This window comes from Bradyrhizobium archetypum (genome assembly GCF_013114835.1).
In the GTDB taxonomy this organism is placed as follows: Bacteria; Pseudomonadota; Alphaproteobacteria; order Rhizobiales; family Xanthobacteraceae; genus Bradyrhizobium; species Bradyrhizobium archetypum.
Genome location: NZ_JAAVLW010000001.1, coordinates 21151 through 42869, shown reverse-complemented (window position 1 = coordinate 42869; position 21719 = coordinate 21151). Strand labels below are relative to the sequence as shown.

Genomic DNA, 21719 nt, shown 5'->3' with positions numbered 1-21719 from the left:
CTGGTTCAGCTTATTGTGATGTGTTCAAGGCAGCAGGTCATGCAACTCAGGATAGGGGCTGGCGATAATCGTGCCCGAATAGCGGGGACGAGGGCCGTATAGCAGCCACGTCGTCACCACCTCGCCGATCTCCTGTATGATCTCAAGCTCGTCGGGATGTTCGAGCGCCGATCTGCTGTAAGCAACCCCCGCATCATATAGGCCTTCAAGGAGTTTTTTCTCTACAACCGGCTTTGTTGTTTCGAAAATCAGCTTATTCCATGCTTTTGGGTCGATATACCCCACCGTTGGCTCGGGGAGTCCCAGTGTCCGAGGCTCCTTCACATCCTTGCGTTTGACGACCGCGATGCTTTGAGTAGGCAGTATGAAGGTGTCCACGACCTGCAGCCGATTGCGGAATTTCTCGGTTAGGAGGTGGACATTCAGGTGCGCGCTGCATTGGAGAACATAGCTGTCTCCGCGATCTGCGGCCTCCGCCGCCGCAGCGACGAGTTCGTCAACGAGTATGATGTCTCGCAGCTCGATCCGTTGGAAGTCGAGATATTTGAGGGCCGCATGATGGTGACAGCTTCTCGCCGGGCCGAGCGTGTAAATGCGGACCATCAGGAGACGATCCTCTCCTCGTCTATGATCTTGGCTTCGAGTTTGCAGGCCTCTTCTATGATAGTATCATAGATATCTTCAGTGAATTCCCTGCGCAGGCCGCGTTCCGCCCCAAGCTCGGCGCAGCGTGCCCTTACCTCTGCAACTCGATTGGGTTGCATCATCGCGATCCCGCGCTTCTTCTTGTAACGCTCCACCTTAGCGCAGATGGAGAGTCTCTGGCTGAGGATCTCCACCAGTTGGTTGTCCAACTCGTTGATGAGGTCTCGAAACGGAAGAAGGCCAGCATCGGGGGCTGAGGTGTCGTTCATGTATGGCTCCTGCCTGTTTCCTTCATTCCAATTCGCAGGCCCGCGGATAAATGCGCTGCGCAGGCCGACAACGCGTCCAGTCGGTAGCCGCCCTCCTGTACGATGCAGATCGGCTTGCCGATCGTGGCCAATGCCAGGCCGATTTCTCGGTAGACGTCTGGCGGAAGCGTCCAGCCGCCATGCGGATCTCCAACGACGATATCGTAGCCCAAGCTGACAACCAGAACATCCAGCGTGATAGCCCAGTCGGATTCCAGAAGCCCGCGAAGCGCCGATATGTATTCTGCCGCGCTCGGGTCGGTCAGAAATTCAAGATACCTGTGGCTGCCGAGTGCTGGTTGAAGTTGCGGGACGGGTGTGCGCTCAGCACATCGCTTGTTCCATTGCCAGGGTGGAAATCGAGGTCGATGATGGCCGGCCTGTGGAAGCCCGACGCGCGCAGGCTCAGGGCCGCGACAGCAGCGTTGTTGAGCAGGCAGTACCCGCCCATGAAGCTGCGCCCCGCGTGATGCCCGGGCGGCCGACACAGTGCGTAGCTGACCGGACTTCGCTTAGAGGCGATCGTGGTCGCGGCTGCGAAGCCGGTAGCGGCGGAAAAAAGCGCGCGCTGATAGCTTCCGGCGTCGACGGATGTGTTCTGCGGCACACCGGCTGCTGCATATCGACTGGCAAGCTCGGTAATTTCGGGCTCTCGTGGATGTGGCCCGAGCCGGAGCGCCTCAAGGTAACCTGGATCATGAAGACTCCCCAGGATCGTCATCACCTTGTCCGCGATGTTTTCAGAGGGCGAGATAGACTGAACACCGGGCGAGCTCTGCAATCCTGTCCGGATCTCGTTGATTCGGTCCTCCACTTCCCTTGAAGACTTAATTGAACCCGTCGCATCGGCGATGAGGCCCGCAGGGCCGGAGGAGGCCGGTGTCAGGTGTACGGTTAGCCAAGTCACAGAAGCCTCCTTCGTCGCCTTTGGCCCGCAGGTGTGAAGCCCATGCTTTCATAGAATGCGACCAACCTCTCGGCGCCGGGGCGGCCGGCCAGGGGAAGAGACACCTCGATCATGGGCCATCCCCGCGCTCGCGCCTCGCGGTCCACGGCCGCCAGAAGCCCTCTCCCATGTTGAGCCGAGCGATAGCGCGGATCGACCCAGAGCTCCTGCAGGATGCCATAATGGCCTGAAGCCCTGACCGCGGAGACCTGGGAGACGACGGCAATGCCGATCACTTCGGCAGCCGGCACATTCTCCATTATCAAGGCGAAGCCGAGGCGCGAATCCATGGCCATTTGCCCAGCAATGCCGACCGCGGCCTGTAGCTCGAATTGCGGTCCCGGTCCTCCGAGCTCGGTGAGAAGTGCCTGCACACACTTAGCAATAGTGTCCCGATCCTGGAATCTCGCCAGGCGAACACGATGTGCGGAATTGGGTACTATTTCCTCGCTCGCATCATTATCTGCGCCATGGATCACCAGGGCATGATCCGGGTCGCCTGTTACGGCCTCGGCAATTGCACGGATCGGCTCGCGCGCCTTGAGGAGGATCTCCTCGAACTCCGCGTTGGGGTTGGACAACGCCACGATGGCGCCGCCGCAACCGATGCTCAAGTGCCGTCCCTGGCAGACGATAGTTCGGATGACGATGTTTAGGTCCACCTCCCCGCAGAGAGACAAATAGCCGATCGCCCCCGTGTAGACGCCCCTAGGTGCTTGTTCGAGCTCATCGATAATTTTAAGGTGCGGATCTTGGGCGCCCCCGTGATCGATCCGCCCGGAAAGCACACAGAAATGCAGGGGATGATATCGTCTGGCGAGGCCAGTTCGCCACGGATGATGCTTACCAACTGGTGGACGGTTTTGTAGCTTTCGATGTGCATGAGGCTTGGCACATGAACGCTCCCGGTGCGGCAGATGCGGCCGAGGTCATTTCGCATCAGGTCCACGATCATGAGATTCTCCGCCCGGCTCTTTTCGTCCAGGCGCAATTCTTCTGCAATCCGCTCATCTTCCTCTGGGATTGCATGTCGAGCCGCGGTTCCCTTGATCGGTTTGGTCTCGACAATGAGGTTGCTGTCGATCCTCAGGAATCTCTCCGGGGAAGAGCTGGCAACACAGATATTTCCAAGCCTGAGGAAAGCGGAATATGGGGCCGGGTTTCTCCGTCTTAGGATCCGATAAAGACCGAGCGGGTCGATCTCTGTCTCAACGGTAATCTCGTTTGTCAGACAGACCTCGTAGGTCTCGCCGGCAAGGATTTCAGAAAGGCATCGTTCGATGTTTTCCAAGTACCGGGCCCGCCTCTGACGAAGCTTGAACTGAAGCGGAGCGCTGTTTGCGGGAGACGATGGTGTGACACTGGGGGCCGGTTCGATGCGCTCGATGTCACGCTGGGTCTTGCTGACCCAGAGGGCGGCCTCGTCGGATACCGCCTCGGCTTCGGGGTAAAGCGCAACGATGTGGATGCGGTCATTCTCATGATCGAAGGCGAGGAATCTGGTGCAGAAGATAAAGCAGGCATCCGGATATTTCGAGGGTGGGGAACTGACGCCACAGGTCAGAGACTTCAGTTCGTAGCCGAAATAGCCTACATGGCCGCCTTTAAAGGGAATATCGGGCACATCGCCTGGATCCCGCAGCTTGTGAGCGGCATGGTTATGGGCAAGAAGGTCGAAAATCGATCGGGAGACGGTTGTCGGAGAGCCTCGGTCGTCTCGCGCGATCCGGATTTCCTGCCGAGAAGCATCGTAGGACGCCAGATAGCTGCGTGACCCGCCAAGCTCTCCCATGAAGGACCAGCGTGACAGCCCGGACACGAGCCTACTGCTGTCCAGCCAGAAAGCAGGCTGCGTACCCCCGAAGAGGCGCACGAAAACGTCCTCAGCGCTTACCCTGCATGAGATCGTTGAACTTCTCGCCACATACGTGACCGTCTCGAAAAGAAAGTCGCGGAGGTGCGAGACGTCCTCGGTCATCAGGCCACTTCCAGGCCCGCAAGCGAGGCTTGGGTTGCCGACGGGGCGCATGCATCGGAGAGGAAGTTGACAAAGATCTCTCGTCCGTATTGGGAGCAGATGGATTCTGGATGAAACTGCACGCCGTAGTGGGGCCGCTGCCGATGGCGCAGCCCCATGATGATGCCATCCTCGCTCATGGCCGTGCATTCAAGGCATTGCGGAAGATCACCTGTCACTGTCAGAGAATGGTATCTCGTCACATTGAAAGAACGCGGCAGCCCCTTGAAAAGATCTGTTCCGGAGTTTGTGATGCTGCGGATCCGGCCGTGGAGCGGCTCCGGTGCTCGGGACACGGCTGCGCCATGGAAATGAGCAATGCATTGATGTCCCAGGCACACGCCCAAGACCGGAACGGCGCTGCCGGCCAGAACATCCATCGTCGAGCCGACATCCTTTGAAGTTTGGGGGTTTCCTGGTCCCGGCGAGAGAATAATGCGGTCATGAGGGATTTTGCGAATTTCCCTCCACGGCACAGTGTTATCCAAGACAGTGGCTTCTTTACCATTTACCTCGCCAACCATCTGGGCGATGTTGAACGTAAAGGAATCGAAGTTGTCGATCAGGATCACCGATTGCTTAAAGCTTGTCTCGCTTGCTGCCATCTTCGTTCCCTGCTGCGAACGTTCTAATCCATTCTATGAGAGGACTGAGCTGCGCCGAAATGCGGCGGCGTGAAAGAATACTGACGTGGATGCTCTGCCTTCTTTGAATCTTCTTTGGCCGAGCTCTGCCTCATTCGGGCGGCTCACGAGTTGATCTGCCCGAGAGCTGCCACGATTGAGTCCACGATGTGCTCGCCTACGTCGGCGAAGTTGGAATCATGAGGTGCTGTCGGCAGCCCAGAGGGCGGACGATTGACAGGCCAATGCGCGAGGCCTTTGGGCCTGCGGCTGCGATCACACTGAACAGTTCATCTACCTCCAAGAGAAAAATATGCCGGATCGAGCCTGCGCACGCGGCATTTCTGCGACCGGCGAATCGGCGCACCAAGTTCGTTTGCGAGAGCGGACCCTTGGTTGATGTTACATGCCGAAGTCTTTGCATGTGATGCTCGCGCCACGTGGTGTTCGATCGGCCCAACGTTCACGAATGATTGCCGTGTCTTTCATTTGGATCAATCACTAGCGTTGGTAGTTGACTGCAGCGACGCATTAATCGCGTCGCCGATGGCCGACATGCGCACTGTGCCGACCTGACGCTGTGAAGAGGACCGGAGGTCATCATGCCATGCGAGCCCGACGGAGCGGGTGGTTCTCCAGGCGTGCCGTGATGCCTTGCGACCGACGGGCCCTGCTGGGCGGACCCCGAGATGTGGTCTGCGAGACGGCCTGTTCCCCGCAATAGCGTGCCGGCGATCTTCTTGCACGCGGCTGCGCCGCTCCTCGCGCAGCAACAAGATCGCCGCACGCCGTCCTCCGCATGTGCGGCGGCCTGACGGTGCGGGTCGGCCGCCCCGGGGCTCAAGATCGCCACAAGGCCGCGATGGTCGCCTGCTTGAACACAGCACAGGAGATCCACCATGTCCCAGATCGGCTCGTTCACCCGCAGCAACGATGGCACCTACACCGGCACCATCAAGACGCTTGCGATCGACGCCAAGGCGCGCGTTGTCCCCAGCGAGCCCGTCTCCACCAGCGACAAGGCGCCATTACCTGCGCGTGATCGTCTCCGGGGTCGAGATCGTTGCCGCTTGGCGCCGGACCTCGAAGAACAACCGCACCTACTACTCGGTTAAGCTCGACGATCGGTCCTTCACCGCGCCCATCTACGCCAACCTCTTCGAAGGCGACGATGGCGACTTTGCGCTGATCTGGTCGCGCTGGCCGACACCGCGGTGCCTCGCAACAGGCGAGGCACCGCGGAGGGCAGCCCGTTATGCGGAGCGGCACAGCGACAAAAGACCTCGAAAACCGGGACTAACAGCCAACGACTCCGCATAATCCCACGCTACGCATGATCGGCATTAGCCCCCAAGATGCGGAAGTGCGGGCCTTCAGAGGGGTTCTCGACGCGGACCAGCTTGGCCTTGGCTTTAGAGCGAGGGTGCGAATCGAGCCGGAAAAGCCATTGCCATTCGAGGTGAAGGTGCCGATGGTCGCCATTATCGTGTCTTGTTTTCACTTTCCTGGGCCGCGCCCATCGCGGCCCCGATGGCTGGCGGCAGACCGGAGGCGGTCGACTGGCACCCGAAGGGGCCGGCCGCTGTCGAGGGCGGCCAGGGTGCGACTTTCTTGTCCTGCGCGAGGAAATGATACGGAGCGTGGATGCTTACCATCCAAAAAATCAATTTTACCAATGTTGCGGAATGTTGCATTGGCAACAGCACTTGACCCAACCGATTACGTCACTGCTTCTATCGGCGACGCGGCTCGGCTGAGGAACGGCGTCGCGTTCGCGTCGAGGCGCCTGATGGAAGCAACAGGATGGCAGATCAAACTTGCGATGGAAATCATCGCCAAAACCAAGGAATACCCGCGGGCGGCGTCGAGACAACGATCGACACGGAACTTACCTTGCGTGGCATCCAGTCGCCGGAGTTGACGACCTCATCTACGACCTGGACCAGTCCAACTGCATGCAGATCGAGATGAACACGGATGATGCGTGGTCGACTCTTGAGCATATCGGCGACATGGTTGAAGCTGTCCACGGCTTGCACGCTAAGAAGGCCTGAATGGGGAGGCGCGTTGTCATTACCGGAATGGGCGGGCTGTGCGGCTTAGGCACCTGCGCCGCCTCCAGCTGGAAAGAGATGCGCGAAGGCCGCTCCGCCATCGGCCCGATCGTCAATTCCGAGCTTTACGAGCTGAAGGTCAGGATCGGCGCCGACCTCAAGGCGCTATCGGAGCATGACATCGACCGCAAGCAGCCCGCCGATCTCGACGCCATGTCCAATGTGCTGCGCCAGCGCAAGGTGCGCGTGGCGCTGAACAACGTCTCTTCCTTCGGTGGCACGAACGGTTTTTGGCATTCGGCCAAGCTAGTCAGGAGACTGTCGGTTCACCGTCTGGCGGGTTGAACGGCCGCATGGATTCGCGCGTGGTGCGCGTCTTGCTTAACGAGAGAAAACACACGTAACAGCCAGCCTGCCTTTGGAATCACGCTGCAGGCTGTCGGATTTCCGACATTGCCGTCTTCAATCGCACACGGCTGGCATGAAAGGCTCGTCTGATGCCGTCGCCTCTCAACGCGCGACGGCTCGGTGTTCGAGTTCGTATGGGAAGGAGCGTCATGACCACCATCGCAACTGCGGCGACCGCGCGGGCGTCGCGAACTTGGTACAAAATCCTCTACGTTCAGGTGCTGATCGCGATTCTGATTGGCGTCCTCGTCGGTTGGCTGTGGCCGTCGCTCGCCACTAACGACTGGGTCAAGGCGCTCGGTGACGGCTTCATTAAGCTAATAAAGATGGTGATCGCGCCGATCATCTTCTGCACCGTAGTCTCGGGCATCGCGCACATCCAGGATGCGAAAAAGGTCGGCCGGGTCGGCCTCAAGGCTCTGGTCTATTTCGAGATCGTCTCCACCTTTGCCTTGGTGCTCGGCCTAGTGATGGGCAATCTTTTTCAGATCGGCCACGGCCTTGCGGCCAAGCCCGATGCCGCAGCCGTCGCCAACTACGTGAAGCAGGCGGAAGCCTCGAAAAGCGTCGATTTCATCCTCAATATCATTCCCGACAGCGTGGTCGGCGCGCTGGCGCGCGGCGATATCCTGCAGGTGCTCTTGTTTGCGATCCTGTTCGGTTTCTCGCTGATGGCCCTTGGTGAGCGCGGCGAGAAGTTGCGCGGCATAATTGACGACACGGCGCACGCGGTGTTCGGCGTCATCGCCATTATCATGAAAGCAGCGCCGATCGGCGCGTTTGGTGCCATGGCCTTCACGATTGGTAAGTTCGGACCGTCGGCGCTCGGCAATCTGATCGGTCTTATCGCCTTGTTCTATGCCACGGCCGCGCTGTTCGTGGTGGTCGTGCTCGGTCTGATCGCGCGCTTCGTTGGCTTTTCGATCTTTAAGTTTATCGCTTATATCAAGGACGAGCTCTTGCTTGTGCTCGGCACCTCGTCCTCTGAAAGCGCGCTGCCGCAATTGATGAAGAAGCTCGAGCGGCTGGGCTGCTCCAAGCCCGTGGTCGGCCTCGTGGTGCCGACCGGCTACTCCTTCAACCTCGATGGCACCAACGTCTACATGACCTTGGCAACGCTGTTTATCGCTCAGGCGCTCGGGGTCGATCTCAGCTTCGGCCAGCAGCTGACCATTCTCGTCGTGGCGATGCTGACCTCGAAAGGCGCAAGTGGTATCACCGGGGCCGGCTTCATCACGCTCGCGGCGACGCTTTCAGTGGTTAATCCGGCGTTGGTGCCGGGCATGGCAATCGTGTTCTCGATCGACAAATTCATGAGCGAGGTGCGCGCCCTTACTAATATCACGGGCAACGGTATTGCCGCGGTATTAGTGTCCTGGTGGGAGGGCGAACTCGACCAGGCCACGCTGCATGCGCGGCTTAACCAGAAAATCGATCCCACCGAGAGCGAGACCTCGAAGACGACGGGGTAGGCGGCTGCATTCTATCCGTCATTCCACGGCACGTCGAACTCGGGCGTACCCGAATTCCCGAGTCTTAGTGGGGCAAGTCGGCAGCAGCCGATTTGGATTGCGCACCCGGGAATCTCTCGCCGCGATCTCTGGATTGACGGTTCGCTCGCTTCTTGAGCGCCCGGAATAACGTCTAAAAGGCTGCCCGTTAGACGAGGGGAAGAAATCCCCGGTTTCCCGGGCGGTTTCTCATGCGTGCCGACTATGAACGACTGCTTGAAAGTGGAAGCCATCTATTCAACCGCATGAGGGAAAGTTTTAGCGAAGTGCAGCGACGCCATCTCGAAGGGGGTCTAAAGAAGCCGTGGAACAAAGCCGCGGACGGACTAATCTAAAGCGTGATGAGGGCAGCTTAAATCGCGGGTTCTCAAATCAGGAGAATTCTGGTTTTACCATGAGGGCTCGGCTTGAAGGCCAGCATGGATAGGCAAGCTACTCGAGGATATGGAAGCGGGTCGTTGTAAGTTGTTCCCGGCGGATTGCCCTGCAACGCGGCGGCTAAACAGTTCGGTGTTGCGGTCAGCACGGCCGTTGGATGGTGCGACGGCGTCGGAGACCGGCAGCTTCGCGCCCAGCAGGATAGGCGGCCACGGGCCGAAGGTGATTTCCGGCGAACACCGTGTCTGGGTTTTAGGACGAATCAAGTGGACTTCACCTTGCGCGGATTGGTCGCCGAGCTCGCTAATCGCGGGAAGGCTGATTATCGTTTAGTGGGTTCGTCCACGCCGAGAAGCTCAGCTTCAAAGAAAAAGGTGATAGCAACGGCGCTGGAAAACCATGACTTCCTGGCGCATTGCAGCACGACCGGATCGAGGTGCCATGATTCCTCGAGGACCCGAAGGATGGCGACAGTTTCCGCCTCTACGTCGAGGAAGCTCTCCTTCCGACGCTTCGTCCCGGCGACGTCTAATCATGGACAATCTCGGCAGCAATAGAGGCAAAATCGTGCGTCAGCTTAGTGGCCTCTTCAATTTCACATAAGTGCGGCTGTCGTGAACCCAGAGCCGATCCTTGGGCATCATGCGACCTTCTTTGCTCCGGCTCCGTGCTGGAGACTCTCGCAGATATGGCGTGCTCGAGCTCGGACGCCAGAACTCAAGTTATCCGTAAGCCGTGCGAACAGCTCTCGCTTTTTCCAGGCCAGTCGCCAGATCGCTGATCAATTTTCATTCGGCTGCATCAGTGCGGAGCTTTTTCAAGTGCTTCTGCAGGTCTTTCATCAATATGCCGCAGGAGCGGCCTATTCAGACCAATTAATCGGGTTGTAGTTCAGCTCCCGCCGGTCCATTTCCGAACGAAGCAATTCAGCATAGGTGCGCAGATTGTTACCAACCAAGCGGCAACGTCCGGCGTTCGCGCGACCGGCCAACATTTGCCGCCGCACACTTTCCCAAAGAGACAATAAGCTCTCATCTTTCGAGCTTGAAAAGTTCATCCGCCACCCCAATTCTTGCGCGCAGATGCTACAGGCATCTCAAGGGCCGGAGCGTTCGTTTCGGACATTCCCGCCAGAAACCAAGTATCCGTTGCACATTAGCCACACGCGTTTTCGGTCACCCGCGCTACGCCTATCACGTCGGTTTGAACAGAACAGCTGGGTTTTACAGCTTCTACCTTTGATCGTTCCACATGTTGCCAGCTAGCCGCTGTGGCTCAGACTCATCAGTTGGCTGCGATCCCAGTTCGTGCTCAGGAAATAATTTGACGTGTAAGCGGTCGCGCAGTTCAAAGGACGTGGGAATGGAGGTGGCATATGTATTCGGCTCTTGTCGGGACTCTTATTCTTTTGAGCATCGGCATACTATTGGCCCACGCGATGGATGCTTTTCGCTCGGGTTCGTGAGCAATTCCCGATACGGACGATCCGCTCATGCAAACATGCTGCGCCAGCCTCAGTTCTGACGACGGATCGCGCTCGGTGAAGCGATCGAGTTCTAGGCGCCGCGATGCGTGCGGAGGCGCTCTCTCGTAAGCCTAGGCATGTCGGCGGCGTTGCCCTTTGCCGCTCCGGTGAGCCGGCGGCGACTTCGGCGATCCAAAGGGGATCAGGAATTTCGGCGAACTGACCGAGGATCTGATCGCGCGCGGGGATCGTATCCTTGTCGCAAGTGCGCGCGGGGCTCAGATCAGACCCGATCAGGAAGTCGCCGAGATAGGTGGCGTCTAGCTTCTAGTTGGACCGCCTCAGCCAATTTTCAAGTTCGGCTAAGCACCTTTTAAGATTGTCATTTGTTTAGGCTGAGAACCTTCTCGTCTCATCCTGCCGCTTGAAATGCGGCTTGACTGGTCCTTCACTCGCCACGCTCAAGTGTCTGCAGATTCTCGTGAGATCGCTCGACACATCCTCTGAGATAAAGTTATGCTCTCGAGCGGCATCATTTCGGAAAAGAACGCCCTTGACGCTGTCTTCTCGAACCCCGCAGCCCTCGAATTTGAGCTCCACGAGTGGGACCAGGCCTTCGCTCCGTCCTCGCGACACGCTTCCCATGCTCGTGATCAGCGAGCTGAACATCCCGGACTCGTCACGATCGAAAAGGCCCTTTAGGCTACCTTCGCGCCGCGCTCGGACCTTGCCTTGATTGCCCGGTCGATAAGCCCGTCGTTCTTCCATGTGTCCGAATGGACGCCGTGCAGCGAACCGGTTGGTTTTGGCGGTGGCAGAGCTCAAGGAAACCAATGCAGGCGCACATCACGGTTTGGTGGAATGGCAGTTCTCTCGGCGGCACAGCCGTTCGCGAGAGGCTCTATCTCCCGCGGGACATATTTGTCACCAACGCCGACGACCGCGTTAGCCGCAGAAGACTGCTTGATGATTGAGAAGATGCCGACAAAGATGTAAGTGGTCATCACGGCTGCAAATAGCAGATACCCGATCGTCTGACGGGCGCAGCTCAGACGCGATGATAAAGCCGAATAGATGAGATGCCGCACAAATCTGTGGTGTAGCGGGGTGCGAAATGCGGCGCTGGCTTGCGCGGCTAGCGAGATCGGGTGCTACTTGATATAATCCGAACACTTCGAAATGATCGATCAGAAACGTGCTTGTGAACACGACCATTCAGCCGACGTGAAACTGTCACTGCCGTCACCGCGCCATAGCTTGCTCGGCCTGCCGGATGCCACTACCAGATTGGGTGAGGCTTGCAGCGAATAAGTACTTCGTTCAATGCGCTTCGGCACTTATTGTGTCCAGGAGTCTTTGAAGCGCTTGCGCGTTAAGACGCTGTGTTGCATGGCAAACGGAGCCATCCGACCCCTCTACGGCAAGCGATTCCATGCATGTCTGCCGGCTCGTGTCGATCGTCTTCGGCACGAGTAAACCGCTCGCGAAACCGAGAGCACATAGAATTGTGATGAAGAAAGCGATGTCCGCGGCCGATCCGTAGAGAAAACTGACGATCCTTGAAAATCGAATTCCGGGCGACTCCTGAATGATTGGGTTAGTTGGGGGCATGATCGACTCCGCTAAGCCAACACTGGCCCACGCAGGGCAATAAGAACACCGAACTCACGGCTTAAAGCCAAGAGGCACTTGGTTTGTCGATAACTCGATAATAGGTGTTTTTGAGGAAAAAATCGTCCGGAATCTGCTCAACAGGCCTCTCGATCCTGGTAGCTGAACGGTAGTCGAACGGTCGCGGTACGCTCCGACCATGCGGTCGTTCTTGTGACCGGGCTATCCAGCCCTTCGACCGAATTGCGCAACCAAGACGAAATCAAGGCGCTCTACCTAGGCGCTTGCCGCGAAGTGCCGTCAGCGAGAAGCCGCTGACGCCTGCCGTTGCCTGACTTTGATTGACAGAGGGGAACTGGCCTCGCTACGGACAATCTAGCGCGCAGGATCGATCGGGACGTTTATTCTCGAACTGTAGGCGGAGCAATCGACATGTTCTCGATGGTCTGCACTATGAAGCCGACGATCGGCGGTATGGCGATCCGCAGGGCTTGCGCTAGGACGAGAGTGTTCATGGGGCCAGCGGGGTGGGGGCCCAGCCGGGTCTCCTGTCAGAAAATTGTGAGATGAACGCCCTCATAAACCCGCATCGAGGCGAGCGGCGATATATTTTTCGATACGGAGGCAATGAGTTTAGAACGGGATAGGAGTGTCAGGTAACCCCCGTACCCGCGACTGGACAGCAAAACTGATCGGAGTACTAGCCTGTGTGTGGTGCAGGAACTGCTTGGTGCGATGGCGAGCACTGGCAGTTTTAAGGCGCACCGACAAGCAGCACCCGCTGCAGTGCCCCGCGAATGTTCCGTCGTCATAGACACGAACACGCGTCGCCGGTCCACGGCCTTGGCTTTTCGACTCCGATCTACAGCATCGCTCGCCTTCTAATCCTGTCGGGCAGGGAGAGGGGTTAGCAAGTTTTCGTTCGGTGACTCACAACATCAAATCGGCTTTTCTGGCAGCGCGAAGGGCGCAATTCGTGTCCAACACCTGACAGCGGCACAAAGCCCGTCAAGTTCAGAACAGCGGTCGGCTTGGGCGCCGTGGAGTTTTTTCAAAGCGTAGTCAGACGCTTAATGCGCGCTGACGAAGATGGCACGGCTGTTGCTGTTGAGATCCAGCAACACTGAGTCAGGGCTGAGTGCATCCAGAGCGCAAAACGAGCGATGCTCCTTCCCTTGAACCCGTGTGCCCCGTTCTGAGAGAGAGATAAGCCGGCGCAAAAAGTCGCGCAACGTTTGGCAAAGTTATGGAGAACAACATGGTGCTGCGCATGGAGTCCCCAGCTCCTCCGATCAAGGTGGAGAACTGGCTGCGTGGCCAGCCCCTCACGACCTTTCAGCCGGGAAAAGTGTACATCGTCGAATTTTGGGCAACTTGGTGCAAACCGTGTGTGGCGGCGATGCCCCATCTGGTGCAGCTGCAAGAGAGACACAAAGACAGCGGAGTTGAGGTCCTCGGAGTCGCAGCTTGTGAACGAGCTCGAACGGCGGACGAGGCCCGAACCAACTTGGACGCATGGTTGACCGAAAACTTCTCGAATCTCAACTACCGGATCGGGTTCGACTACACAGGCGAAATGAACAAGCTTTGGATGGATCCGAGCTTTTCTGTCGGGATTCCCACCTCGTTCGTCGTCGACCGTGATGGCCACATCGCCTTTATCGGTTTTCCGACGCAACTCGATGACGTTCTGCCGAAAATTCTTAACGGCGGCTGGCGCACCAGCGATGAAGCTAGAGCCGCCGATACAGAACGGGTCGTCGAAGGCGAACGCACAATGCGCGAAATGACGCGCAAGAGAGCGTTGACTAAGCCGATCTACGCCAAACTTCGGCCAGCGATGGAGGCCGACGATTGGGCGACGGCGCTTTCGGCGGTCGAGGAGGCCGTCGCTGTGATGCCGGACGACGTCAACTTCCGCGTGCTCCATGCGGATCTGTTGCTTCACAAAATGCGCGACTTGCAGACCGGCTTGCCAGTCATGCGCCAATTGGTTCGCGATGCGATCGATGAAAAATCCGAGCTGTGGATGGCCGGGGCGATGCGCCAACTCTTCGATCCGGCGAATGACAACTCTCACTTCCCGCCTGCCGAGCGCTTTGCGATGGGTAAGGAGTTGTCTGAACACATCCTGGCACTGAATCCTCCGCAACGCGGCGACGGCTCCAAGTTCCTGTCCTATGGGGCGGTCGCTCAATATTATTATGAGAGCGGCAACAAGGATCGCGCGATCGAGTTAGTCGACGTGGCGCTGAAGTCGTTGGACGGTCCTAAGCCTATCCCCGACAAACTGAAACAGCAGGTTATGTCGCTGTTGGTTCAAGCGCTTGCCAACTACAAGGGTGAGAAGGCTTGCTACGGAGCACTTTGTGCGACTCCGCAAGACGGGTTTCCGAAAGAATCAAAGCGCAGGCGCCGGAAGAGGAAGCCTGAAAAAGAATCGTAGTCGGAATTGCTCATTGGCCAATTCGTCCATTTCTCCGGCGGGCCAGTGGCAACTAAAGATCATCGAGCACAGCGCTGGATCGTTTGCGCAGGTTCGAGTTCAAATTGCGATGACCTCCGGCCGGATCGAGGCGGACGTGATCTTGTAGGTAAAGCCGCGCCGTCATCCCATGACGCAAATACTCTGACGGTCTTAACGTCTACGCGAAAATGCTGAACGACTCCTTCGTCACCAAAATGCATCCTTGCGTACAGCCATGGCGGCGGCCGGACTTACGCGGCCATCAACATGATTCTGCAGACGGGCGACGATGAACCACGCCGATCCGCATGCCTGGCTCACAGTAACTATCGAACGGATCGCGCAGGGCTGGCCGATGTCTCAGATCGATGCTCTCAGCTTGAGGAACCCTCAAACCTTGAAAGGATTCAGCTACGCTTATGCAAAGAGGGGATGAATGGGCAGAAGATTTCGATCGCAGCCCCCAAACTCCGGGCATTATTGCGTCGCCTCGGAGGGTAGCGCCAAGCAGTTGGGCACATCGCGTCTTGATCGAAAGGGTCTTACGCCGCGCGTGGCAGAAACTGCTGGCGCCATGATCGTTGCAGATGACAAACCACCCACCGCAATCGGCGTGGTGATCCCGTTCATGTTCCGTCACTGGCTGAGGCAGCCCGTCCGCGTCACGATCGTCCTCCTCGGCTTCTTAGGCGCGACGGTCGCTGACTTGTTTATGCCGGTCTATTCCGGCCACTTGGTCGACGCGCTGACGTCAGGTGCGTCCGACCAGGCAGCACGGCAGGCGGCGTTCGTCGCATTCGGCGGCATCCTCGCGCTTGGTCTGCTCTCGATCATACTCCGGTTTACGGGCTTGCGGGCGATCGTGCCGTTCACGCTGAAGACGATGTCGGATGTGGCGCGCGAGGCCTTCATGCGAGTGCAGCGGTTCTCGACTGACTGGCACGCCAACTCTTTCGCCGGCTCCACCGTGCGCAAGATCACGCGCGGCATGTGGGCGCTCGACCTGCTCAACAACACGATCCTGATGGCGTTGTTGCCGTCCCTGGCCGTGCTCGTGGGCTCGATGATTCTGCTCGGTCTGCGTTGGCCGATCCTCGGCGGGGTGATCGGCCTCGGCGCGGTGATCTATGTCGCGATGACTATGGCATTCACGATCGGCTACATCGCGCCGGCAGCGCGCGTCTCCAACAGTTGGGACACCAGGCTCGGCGGCACGCTGGCGGACTCGCTCACCTGCAATGCTGTGGTGAAATCCTTCGGCGCGGAGGCGCGTGAGGATGCTCGGCTTGACCGTGTCGTCAGCCGCTGGCGGAAGCGGCTAATGCGCAGCTGGCTGCGCTACAATGCCAGCAGCACAGTGCAGCTAGTGATGCTGCTGTGCTTCCGCGCTTCCGTGATCGGCGGCGCGATCCTGCTGTGGATCGCCGGCCGCGCCTCGCCGGGAGACGTCACCTATGTGCTGACAAGCTATTACGTCATCCACGCCTACCTGCGCGACGTCGGCATGCACATCAATAATCTGCAGCGTTCGGTGAACGACATGGAGGAGCTTGTCACCATCCATGGTGAGCCGATCGGCATTGCCGATGCGCCCGACGCCAAGCCGATCGACATTCAGGGCGGAATGATCATCTTCGAGGACGTGACTTTCCTTTATCGCGGGCATCGCGCGCCGCTCTACGAGGGATTGTCGATTGCCGTCCGCGCCGGCGAGCGGGTCGGTCTGGTCGGCCGTTCCGGCTCCGGCAAGACCACGTTCGTCAAGCTGGTGCAGCGGCTCTACGACGTCTCTGGCGGCCGTATCCTGATCGACGGCCAGGATATCGCGAAAGCGACGCAGCAATCGTTGCGCAGCCAAATCGCGATTGTGCAGCAGGAGCCAATCTTGTTTCACCGCTCCCTGGCAGAGAACATCGCCTATGGCCGGCCCGGCGCCAGCATGGCGGCAATCGAGCAAGCGGCACGGCTCGCGAATGCGCATGACTTCATCCTGCACCTGCCGAAGGGCTACGGCACGCTGGTGGGCGAGCGCGGCGTAAAGCTGTCGGGCGGCGAGCGGCAGCGTGTCGCGCTGGCGCGCGCGTTCCTGGCGGATGCACCGGTCCTGATCCTGGACGAGGCGACCTCCAGTCTCGATTCGGAATCGGAGGCGCTGATCCAGCAGGCGATGGAGCGGCTGATGAAGGGACGAACCTCGATCGTGATCGCACACCGGCTGTCGACGGTGCGCAGCCTCGATCGAATCCTGGTGTTCGACCGCGGCGAGATCGTCGAGCAGGGCACCCACGCCGCGCTGATCGCGTGGCCGGGCGGCGTTTATCGCGGGCTGTTCGAGCGGCAGGCCATCGAGTTCGGTCAGATCTCGGCGGCAGGCCAGACTAAAGCATGGGTGGCCGCATCCTCGAAGCCTTAGCGCTATTTACCTTCTGTAGCTGATTGGCATCGCGCCGGTCAGCCCTCCGGCATTGCATCGATAATCATCGCGAAGCTGTAGGATGGATTGTCTTTGAGGGAGAACGTCTCGAAAGCGGCAATAGCCTAATGAAGGACATCGGAGAGGGCCTTTTTGCTGGCGAGTGTTATGACCAAACGAAAAGAAGCTATTCGTTCGTCCTCAAGCGCGATGTGAATGTACTGTCGGATAAAATTGGCAGGGTTGACCAAGGCTATTTTCGACTTTTGTGCGACTGTTTCAGGACAGTGAATTGCTCAAGATCCCGCCTGGCGATTTTGAATTGCGCCACTTGGATAAGGGTTTTAGCGGCGGATCTGATGTTCAGGCGCTCATTACGAGAAACCTTTCAAGACAAGATTGTCGTCAAAAACCGAAGGGACCTCGTCATCCGTTGAGCGTCATCCTTAAGCAGACGTGCAAGTTCGCCTCAAGAGGTCACGTTCGTCATCTGATTACCTGTATGTCGTGTTCAGCCATGTCCAGTTGAGGACGTTCTGTCCGCAACTCGACACCAATACTTAAGTATTCTCCGCCTCGGCGCGAAGTGCATGGAGTTGTTCCTTTTCAAGCAGGCCTGCTCAATGTTTTGGGTGGCACGCTGATTGCTGGGAGACGGTGAAAGATCTGTTGCGATCATGGCGATCCCGCAGCTGCCCGCCTCCGGAGACAGATGAAGCTTGCTTGACTGATCCAAATCCACGTCATGAGGGCTGCACTGTTGAGTGCACCTTCATCAAGTGAAGCTTTGCCGTTTCCATCACGGGGGCCACTGTGTTGATCGCGCTGGATACCTCTCAATGGCCGGCTTTGACTAGCGTTCAACCCTGTTACTCCCGAGCGAATGCAAACCAGTGTGACCGGATTAAGTCGCGATGTGGTGCGGCGCATACGGCGATAATTCCCCAACCTACAGTATGGAGTAGCTAAACATGGCACATTGGTCTGCTTCGGTGCTCGCAGGCGCTTGGAAATCGGGCGATTGGGATGGCCAACTACCTGCAGCCGCATCAATTCGCTCCAGCATCTTTGTTGGTGGTGGTACTCTAGCTATCAGATGTGCTCAGCTAGTAGGTAAGATGGGTCATGTCGTCTGCGCGGCGCTATGCGCGGACGCCATATTCCGGGATTGGGCTGCTCGCGCCAATATCTTGTGCGTAGAGAATGTTGAAGAGCTCTCCGCGTTAATGAATGCCGATCCGGTAGAGTGGATATTCTCCGTCGGAAATCCATTCATATTGCCACCGGATGTGTTTGCCCGAGTCCGTGAAGGCGCTTTCATTTATCAAGACGGTCCCTTGCCGCGATATGTGGGAGCTCATTCGGTGTCTTGGGCGCGGCAAGCCCAAGAGACCGACTATGACGTCGCGTGGCATCGTGGCAATAATGGTATTAATCCGGGCGAGTTGGTGGTTGAGCGCCAAGTTTCTATTGCGTCAACCGATACGGCGTTGACCCTGAACCTCAAATGTCATGAAGCCGCTGTCGAAGCTTTCCGAGAGCTTCTAGCTGACTTAACGAATGGAGAGCTCCATGCTGGTCCGCAGGCGCTAGCGCATGGAAGTGTGTTTCCGAGGCGTCGATACCCGGATGCTGCGGGCTGTCTGCGATGGAATCGATCCGCGCAAGACATCTCAGCGATCACACGCCCCTTAGACTATGGGCCATATCATTTCAATCCGTGGTGTCTGCCCAAGGCGCTCCTGGGCGATGATGTTGTCGCAGTCAGGCGCTTGGAGGTATCTGCTGGACGCTGCGGCCTGCCGGCAGGGGCCCTGGTTGACATCCACCGCAGCAACTGGCGTGTGGCGACAAGGACAGAGGATGTTGATGTTTGGTTTGCCAGCTCAGACGGTCTGACTCTGGATGCACGGACGCTCGCGAGGCAGTCCGGTCTGAATGTAGGCGATCGCCTCCCGATTTTGAGCGATGAGGAGGCGCGGAGCATAACCGTTGCCCATGGAATATTGGCGCCTCGGGAGAAGTTTTGGCGGCAGCGGCTTGAGCAGTGTAAGACATTGCAGCTTCCATTTCTGTCGTCTTCAGAAGCTGTGGCTACCCCGAGATGGCAGTCGAGTTCCTGGCTCTTTCCAAGTGCTTTGGCCGAGTTGTCGCCAGCTGATCGCACTGAGTACTTGCTGAGTGCTTGCCTGATCTATCTCGCCCGCATCACGGGAGAATCAGAGCTTCAATTGGGGTGGACTCCCGCAACGAATGGATCGCGAGGCGGAATGAGGGCGGTGGAGGTGCTTGTCGCCCCTGTCGTGCCGATGCAAATGACCATCGATCTCGGTCGTGATTTTGCAGGAGTACGCAGGGCGGTCGCGGCCGAATGCGCGGATCTGAAGGAGAACGATAGTTTTCCGCGGGATCTTATCGCGCGCTCTCCGACGTTGCGCGGCAAGGAGGCGCTACAATCGCGCCGACCTTGGCCGATTGGCGTGACGGTGACCACAAATAGCTGTTCTGCCGCTGGTGATTTACCTTCAAGCCCGAATTCTGAGACAGCGCTTTCCGGTGATTCGCTGACGTTTGAAGTTAGCGCTCTCCATGGGAGCTTTCGGTGGCGCTTTGATGCCAGTCGCTTGGCGCCCAAGCAGATCGACTGCATGACGCAGCATTTGCAAAACTTGTTGTGTGCTGTGATAGCCGATGCGCAGCAGCCGGTGGGGCGAATTGAGCTGCTTTCGTCCGAGGAGCGCGCATACCTCTTGGAGGAGCTGAACCGGACGGCGGCGCCCTATCCGTCGGAGCGGTGCGTCCATGAGCTGTTTGAGGCGCAGGTGCGCCAGGCGCCGGATGCGATGGCGGTGACCTATGCGGGCGAGCACTTAAGCTATGGCGATCTCAATGCGCACGCGAACCGGCTCGCACATCATCTGATCGCGCTAGGGGTGAAGCCGGATCAGCCGGTCGCGATCTGCCTTCAGCGCAGCGTGGCGATGGTGGTGGGGCTGCTTGCGATCCTCAAGGCAGGGGGCGCGTATTTGCCGCTCGATCCGGCTTATCCGCCCGCGCGGCTGCGGCAGGTTCTTGAGGATGCGGCGCCGCAGCTGGTGCTGGCTGATGCGGCGGGGCACGTCGCGCTTGGTGATGTGGGCGTCGATCTGACGGTGGTCGATCTCGCGACGGCGACACCGCCTTGGGCAAATCTGCCGGCCTCGAATCCGGATGCGCGCGCGCTTGGTCTGACCTCGCGCCATCTCGCCTATGTGATCTACACCTTGGAATCATCAGGCACTCCCAAAGGCGTCGAAATGTCCCACGGCTCACTGATGAATTTGCTCTGGTCCTCACCGGAGCTTGGCGCGCCCAAACGACGCACGCTTCAGTTCACGACTCTGAACTTCGACGTGTCGTTCCAGGAATTGTTCAGTTGCTGGAGGGACGGAGGGCTGCTCGTGCTCGTGCAGGAAGACACACGTGCGGACTTCTCCGCCTTGCTGGAATTTGTGTGGGGTGAAGCGATCGAACGCCTTTTCCTCCCATTCGTCGCGTTGAATCATTTTGTCGAGGTCTGGGGCGCTAAGGGAGTGCTGCTACCCTCTCTGAGGGAGATCTATACAGCGGGTGAGCAATTGCGGGTCACCCCAATGCTCAGGTCGTTCTTCGAATTGCACCCAAGGGCGAGGTTGATCAATCAGTATGGGCCTACAGAAACCCACGTCGTTACGGAGCACCATCTTGTGGCTGACCCGGCATGTTGGCCGCGATTGCCTCCCATTGGTCGTCCGATCGCGAACACGCGAGTTTACCTGCTTGATAGTCATGGTGAACCCGTTCCGTTTGGGGCCGTGGGGGAGCTTTACATTGGCGGCGCGGGGGTGGCGCGTGGCTATCTGAACCGACCTCAGCTGACGGTGGAGCGGGTTGTGGCCGATCCGTTCAGCAATGAGGCGGGGGCGCGGATGTACCGGACCGGCGACCTGGTGCGGTATCTGCCGGACGGGAATTTGGAGCTTTTGGCCGCAACGACGACCAGGTGAAGATCCGCGGCTTGCGGATCGCCAGGTGAGATCGTGGCGCGGCTCACTGAGCACCTGTCGGCGCGCGGCGCTGTGGTGGTGGTGCAGGGAGCAACTGTGTTGAACTAGACCTGTGATCGGCCGGGCTCAAGGCCGGCGCTGCGCCACCGCCTCCGGCAGCTAACGGCCTTGACTCCGTCCGCTCGCAGGTCTTCAGGCCGGGCATGCGCTCGGCAGGAGCCGAGCGGAGTCGCTCAGTTTGTCGCGGGTCGCATCCCATTTCTGACGCCATGCAATCATGGTGTTGAGGACGCAGATGAGCTTGCGCATACAGGCGGTCAGCGCAACCTTCGGCTCCTTCCCCTTGGCGATCAGGCGATCATCGAAGGCCTTGCCGTGTGGCAGCTCCGAGACAGGCCATGTAGAAGAGGTTGCGGATTTTGCGGCGGCCGCCCTGGATGTGGCGGTCGCACCGCCGCTGACCGCTGTCGTCATCGTAAGGAGCCACCTCCAGCAGGGCAGCGGCGACATTGTCGCTCACCTGGCCGAGTTCCGGCATCGCCGCGACTAGTCCAGCCGACGTGATCTTGCCAAGCCCCGGCACGCTCTCGATGATCTCGGCGAGCTCGGCAAATTCCGGGAAGAGGGCGGCGGTAGCAGGTTCTGAGGGGGGAATCGTCTCCCTCTCGGAGATCAAAAATCCGTAGGCTGCGATGCATGGCGTCGCGTGGTGGTGGAAACCGCGCCAGCCGCGTCCCTCGTAATGGCCAAGCCCGACTTCCTGCTTGAGTTCCTGATAGTCGCGCTCGATGCGCCAGCGCAGCTTGGTCAATGGCTGGCCTGCATGCTCCCCTGCCGACGCTTCGCCA

14 protein-coding genes and 6 pseudogenes are annotated in these 21719 nt (G+C 58.6%); 8 read left to right on the top strand and 12 right to left on the bottom strand.

What is annotated here, in order from left to right; translation table 11 throughout:
• Positions 1–24: 24 nt before the first annotated feature.
• The 7 genes and pseudogenes from HCN50_RS00170 to HCN50_RS00140 all read right to left on the bottom strand — a co-directional run bounded on the left by HCN50_RS00170 (position 25) and on the right by HCN50_RS00140 (position 4521).
• Entirely contained in the window at positions 25–603 is a 579-nt protein-coding gene (locus tag HCN50_RS00170) for a hypothetical protein (RefSeq protein WP_171707648.1), read from the bottom strand.
• Positions 603–914 carry a chorismate mutase gene (locus tag HCN50_RS00165; RefSeq protein ID WP_171707647.1) on the bottom strand — a complete coding sequence of 104 codons (312 nt, stop codon included), beginning with the start codon at positions 912–914 and terminating at the stop codon, positions 603–605. Before HCN50_RS00165 ends, HCN50_RS00170 begins: the two co-directional genes overlap by 1 nt.
• A complete protein-coding gene (locus HCN50_RS00160) occupies positions 911–1138 on the bottom strand; it encodes an arginase family protein (RefSeq protein WP_283812046.1) in 228 nt (75 codons plus the stop codon). Before HCN50_RS00160 ends, HCN50_RS00165 begins: the two co-directional genes overlap by 4 nt.
• 77 nt (positions 1139–1215) lie before the next feature.
• Positions 1216–1860 carry an arginase family protein gene (locus tag HCN50_RS00155; RefSeq protein ID WP_171707645.1) on the bottom strand — a complete coding sequence of 215 codons (645 nt, stop codon included), beginning with the start codon at positions 1858–1860 and terminating at the stop codon, positions 1216–1218.
• The gene (locus tag HCN50_RS00150; RefSeq protein WP_235976729.1) at positions 1857–2159 is read right to left on the bottom strand and encodes a GNAT family N-acetyltransferase; all 303 of its coding nucleotides are present in this window, start codon (positions 2157–2159) and stop codon (positions 1857–1859) included. Before HCN50_RS00150 ends, HCN50_RS00155 begins: the two co-directional genes overlap by 4 nt.
• 330 nt (positions 2160–2489) lie before the next feature.
• Positions 2490–3691 (bottom strand): annotated as a pseudogene (gene pabB / locus HCN50_RS00145) (aminodeoxychorismate synthase component I); the annotation flags it as partial.
• Positions 3692–3876: 185 nt separating this feature from the next.
• Complete coding sequence (locus HCN50_RS00140; RefSeq protein WP_171707643.1) at positions 3877–4521, bottom strand: anthranilate synthase component II; 645 nt, start codon at positions 4519–4521, stop codon at positions 3877–3879.
• Positions 4522–5438: 917 nt separating this feature from the next.
• Between HCN50_RS00140 and HCN50_RS00135 the strand changes: the two are divergent.
• A pseudogene (locus HCN50_RS00135) lies at positions 5439–5739 on the top strand (DUF736 domain-containing protein); the annotation flags it as partial.
• 136 nt (positions 5740–5875) lie between these two features.
• Here the strand turns inward: HCN50_RS00135 and HCN50_RS34380 are convergent.
• Positions 5876–6021, bottom strand: a pseudogene (locus HCN50_RS34380) (DUF736 family protein); the annotation flags it as partial.
• A gap of 572 nt (positions 6022–6593) precedes the next feature.
• Here HCN50_RS34380 and HCN50_RS33225 point away from each other — a divergent pair.
• Both HCN50_RS33225 and dctA read left to right on the top strand, forming a co-directional pair.
• Positions 6594–6795 (top strand): annotated as a pseudogene (locus HCN50_RS33225) (beta-ketoacyl synthase N-terminal-like domain-containing protein); the annotation flags it as partial.
• Between the two features lie 355 nt (positions 6796–7150).
• Positions 7151–8473 (top strand): C4-dicarboxylate transporter DctA, encoded by a 1323-nt coding sequence (gene dctA, locus HCN50_RS00125; protein ID WP_171707641.1) that lies wholly within the window; start codon positions 7151–7153, stop codon positions 8471–8473.
• Between the two features lie 1279 nt (positions 8474–9752).
• Here the strand turns inward: dctA and HCN50_RS00120 are convergent.
• Both HCN50_RS00120 and HCN50_RS00115 read right to left on the bottom strand, forming a co-directional pair.
• Positions 9753–9947 carry a hypothetical protein gene (locus HCN50_RS00120; RefSeq protein WP_171707640.1) on the bottom strand — a complete coding sequence of 65 codons (195 nt, stop codon included), beginning with the start codon at positions 9945–9947 and terminating at the stop codon, positions 9753–9755.
• 1229 nt (positions 9948–11176) lie between these two features.
• Positions 11177–11359 carry a hypothetical protein gene (locus HCN50_RS00115; RefSeq protein ID WP_171707639.1) on the bottom strand — a complete coding sequence of 61 codons (183 nt, stop codon included), beginning with the start codon at positions 11357–11359 and terminating at the stop codon, positions 11177–11179.
• A gap of 1865 nt (positions 11360–13224) precedes the next feature.
• On the opposite strand from HCN50_RS00115, the gene HCN50_RS00110 reads away from it, so the two are divergent.
• The 5 genes and pseudogenes from HCN50_RS00110 to HCN50_RS33215 all read left to right on the top strand — a co-directional run bounded on the left by HCN50_RS00110 (position 13225) and on the right by HCN50_RS33215 (position 20871).
• A complete protein-coding gene (locus HCN50_RS00110; RefSeq protein WP_171707638.1) occupies positions 13225–14412 on the top strand; it encodes a TlpA disulfide reductase family protein in 1188 nt (395 codons plus the stop codon).
• A gap of 310 nt (positions 14413–14722) precedes the next feature.
• Positions 14723–14869, top strand: coding sequence for a transposase domain-containing protein (locus tag HCN50_RS33220; protein WP_376700233.1), 147 nt, complete (start codon positions 14723–14725; stop codon positions 14867–14869).
• A 138-nt stretch (positions 14870–15007) separates the two neighbouring features.
• Positions 15008–16846, top strand: a complete 1839-nt coding sequence (locus HCN50_RS00105; protein WP_171707637.1) for an ABC transporter ATP-binding protein — start codon at positions 15008–15010, stop codon at positions 16844–16846.
• A 971-nt stretch (positions 16847–17817) separates the two neighbouring features.
• Positions 17818–18375, top strand: a pseudogene (locus HCN50_RS34620) (formyltransferase family protein); the annotation flags it as partial.
• Positions 18376–19125: 750 nt separating this feature from the next.
• Positions 19126–20871 (top strand): amino acid adenylation domain-containing protein, encoded by a 1746-nt coding sequence (locus tag HCN50_RS33215; RefSeq protein WP_311966951.1) that lies wholly within the window; start codon positions 19126–19128, stop codon positions 20869–20871.
• Positions 20872–21229: 358 nt separating this feature from the next.
• On the opposite strand, the gene HCN50_RS33210 is transcribed toward HCN50_RS33215, so the two are convergent.
• On the bottom strand, positions 21230–21454 hold the full coding sequence (locus HCN50_RS33210; protein WP_311966950.1) for a transposase: 225 nt from the start codon (positions 21452–21454) through the stop codon (positions 21230–21232).
• A gap of 78 nt (positions 21455–21532) precedes the next feature.
• Positions 21533–21682, bottom strand: a pseudogene (locus HCN50_RS34615) (IS701 family transposase); the annotation flags it as partial.
• Between the last annotated feature and the right edge of the window lie 37 nt (positions 21683–21719).

Coding starts and splice junctions, on each gene's coding strand:
- HCN50_RS00170 (WP_171707648.1), bottom strand. CDS start 603: ATGGTCCGCATTTACACGCTCGGCCCGGCGAGAAGCTGTCACCATCAT.
- HCN50_RS00165 (WP_171707647.1), bottom strand. CDS start 914: ATGAACGACACCTCAGCCCCCGATGCTGGCCTTCTTCCGTTTCGAGAC.
- HCN50_RS00150 (WP_235976729.1), bottom strand. CDS start 2,159: ATGGAGAATGTGCCGGCTGCCGAAGTGATCGGCATTGCCGTCGTCTCC.
- HCN50_RS00140 (WP_171707643.1), bottom strand. CDS start 4,521: ATGGCAGCAAGCGAGACAAGCTTTAAGCAATCGGTGATCCTGATCGAC.
- dctA (WP_171707641.1), top strand. CDS start 7,151: ATGACCACCATCGCAACTGCGGCGACCGCGCGGGCGTCGCGAACTTGG.
- HCN50_RS00120 (WP_171707640.1), bottom strand. CDS start 9,947: ATGAACTTTTCAAGCTCGAAAGATGAGAGCTTATTGTCTCTTTGGGAA.
- HCN50_RS00115 (WP_171707639.1), bottom strand. CDS start 11,359: ATGACCACTTACATCTTTGTCGGCATCTTCTCAATCATCAAGCAGTCT.
- HCN50_RS00110 (WP_171707638.1), top strand. CDS start 13,225: ATGGTGCTGCGCATGGAGTCCCCAGCTCCTCCGATCAAGGTGGAGAAC.
- HCN50_RS33220 (WP_376700233.1), top strand. CDS start 14,723: ATGAACCACGCCGATCCGCATGCCTGGCTCACAGTAACTATCGAACGG.
- HCN50_RS00105 (WP_171707637.1), top strand. CDS start 15,008: ATGATCGTTGCAGATGACAAACCACCCACCGCAATCGGCGTGGTGATC.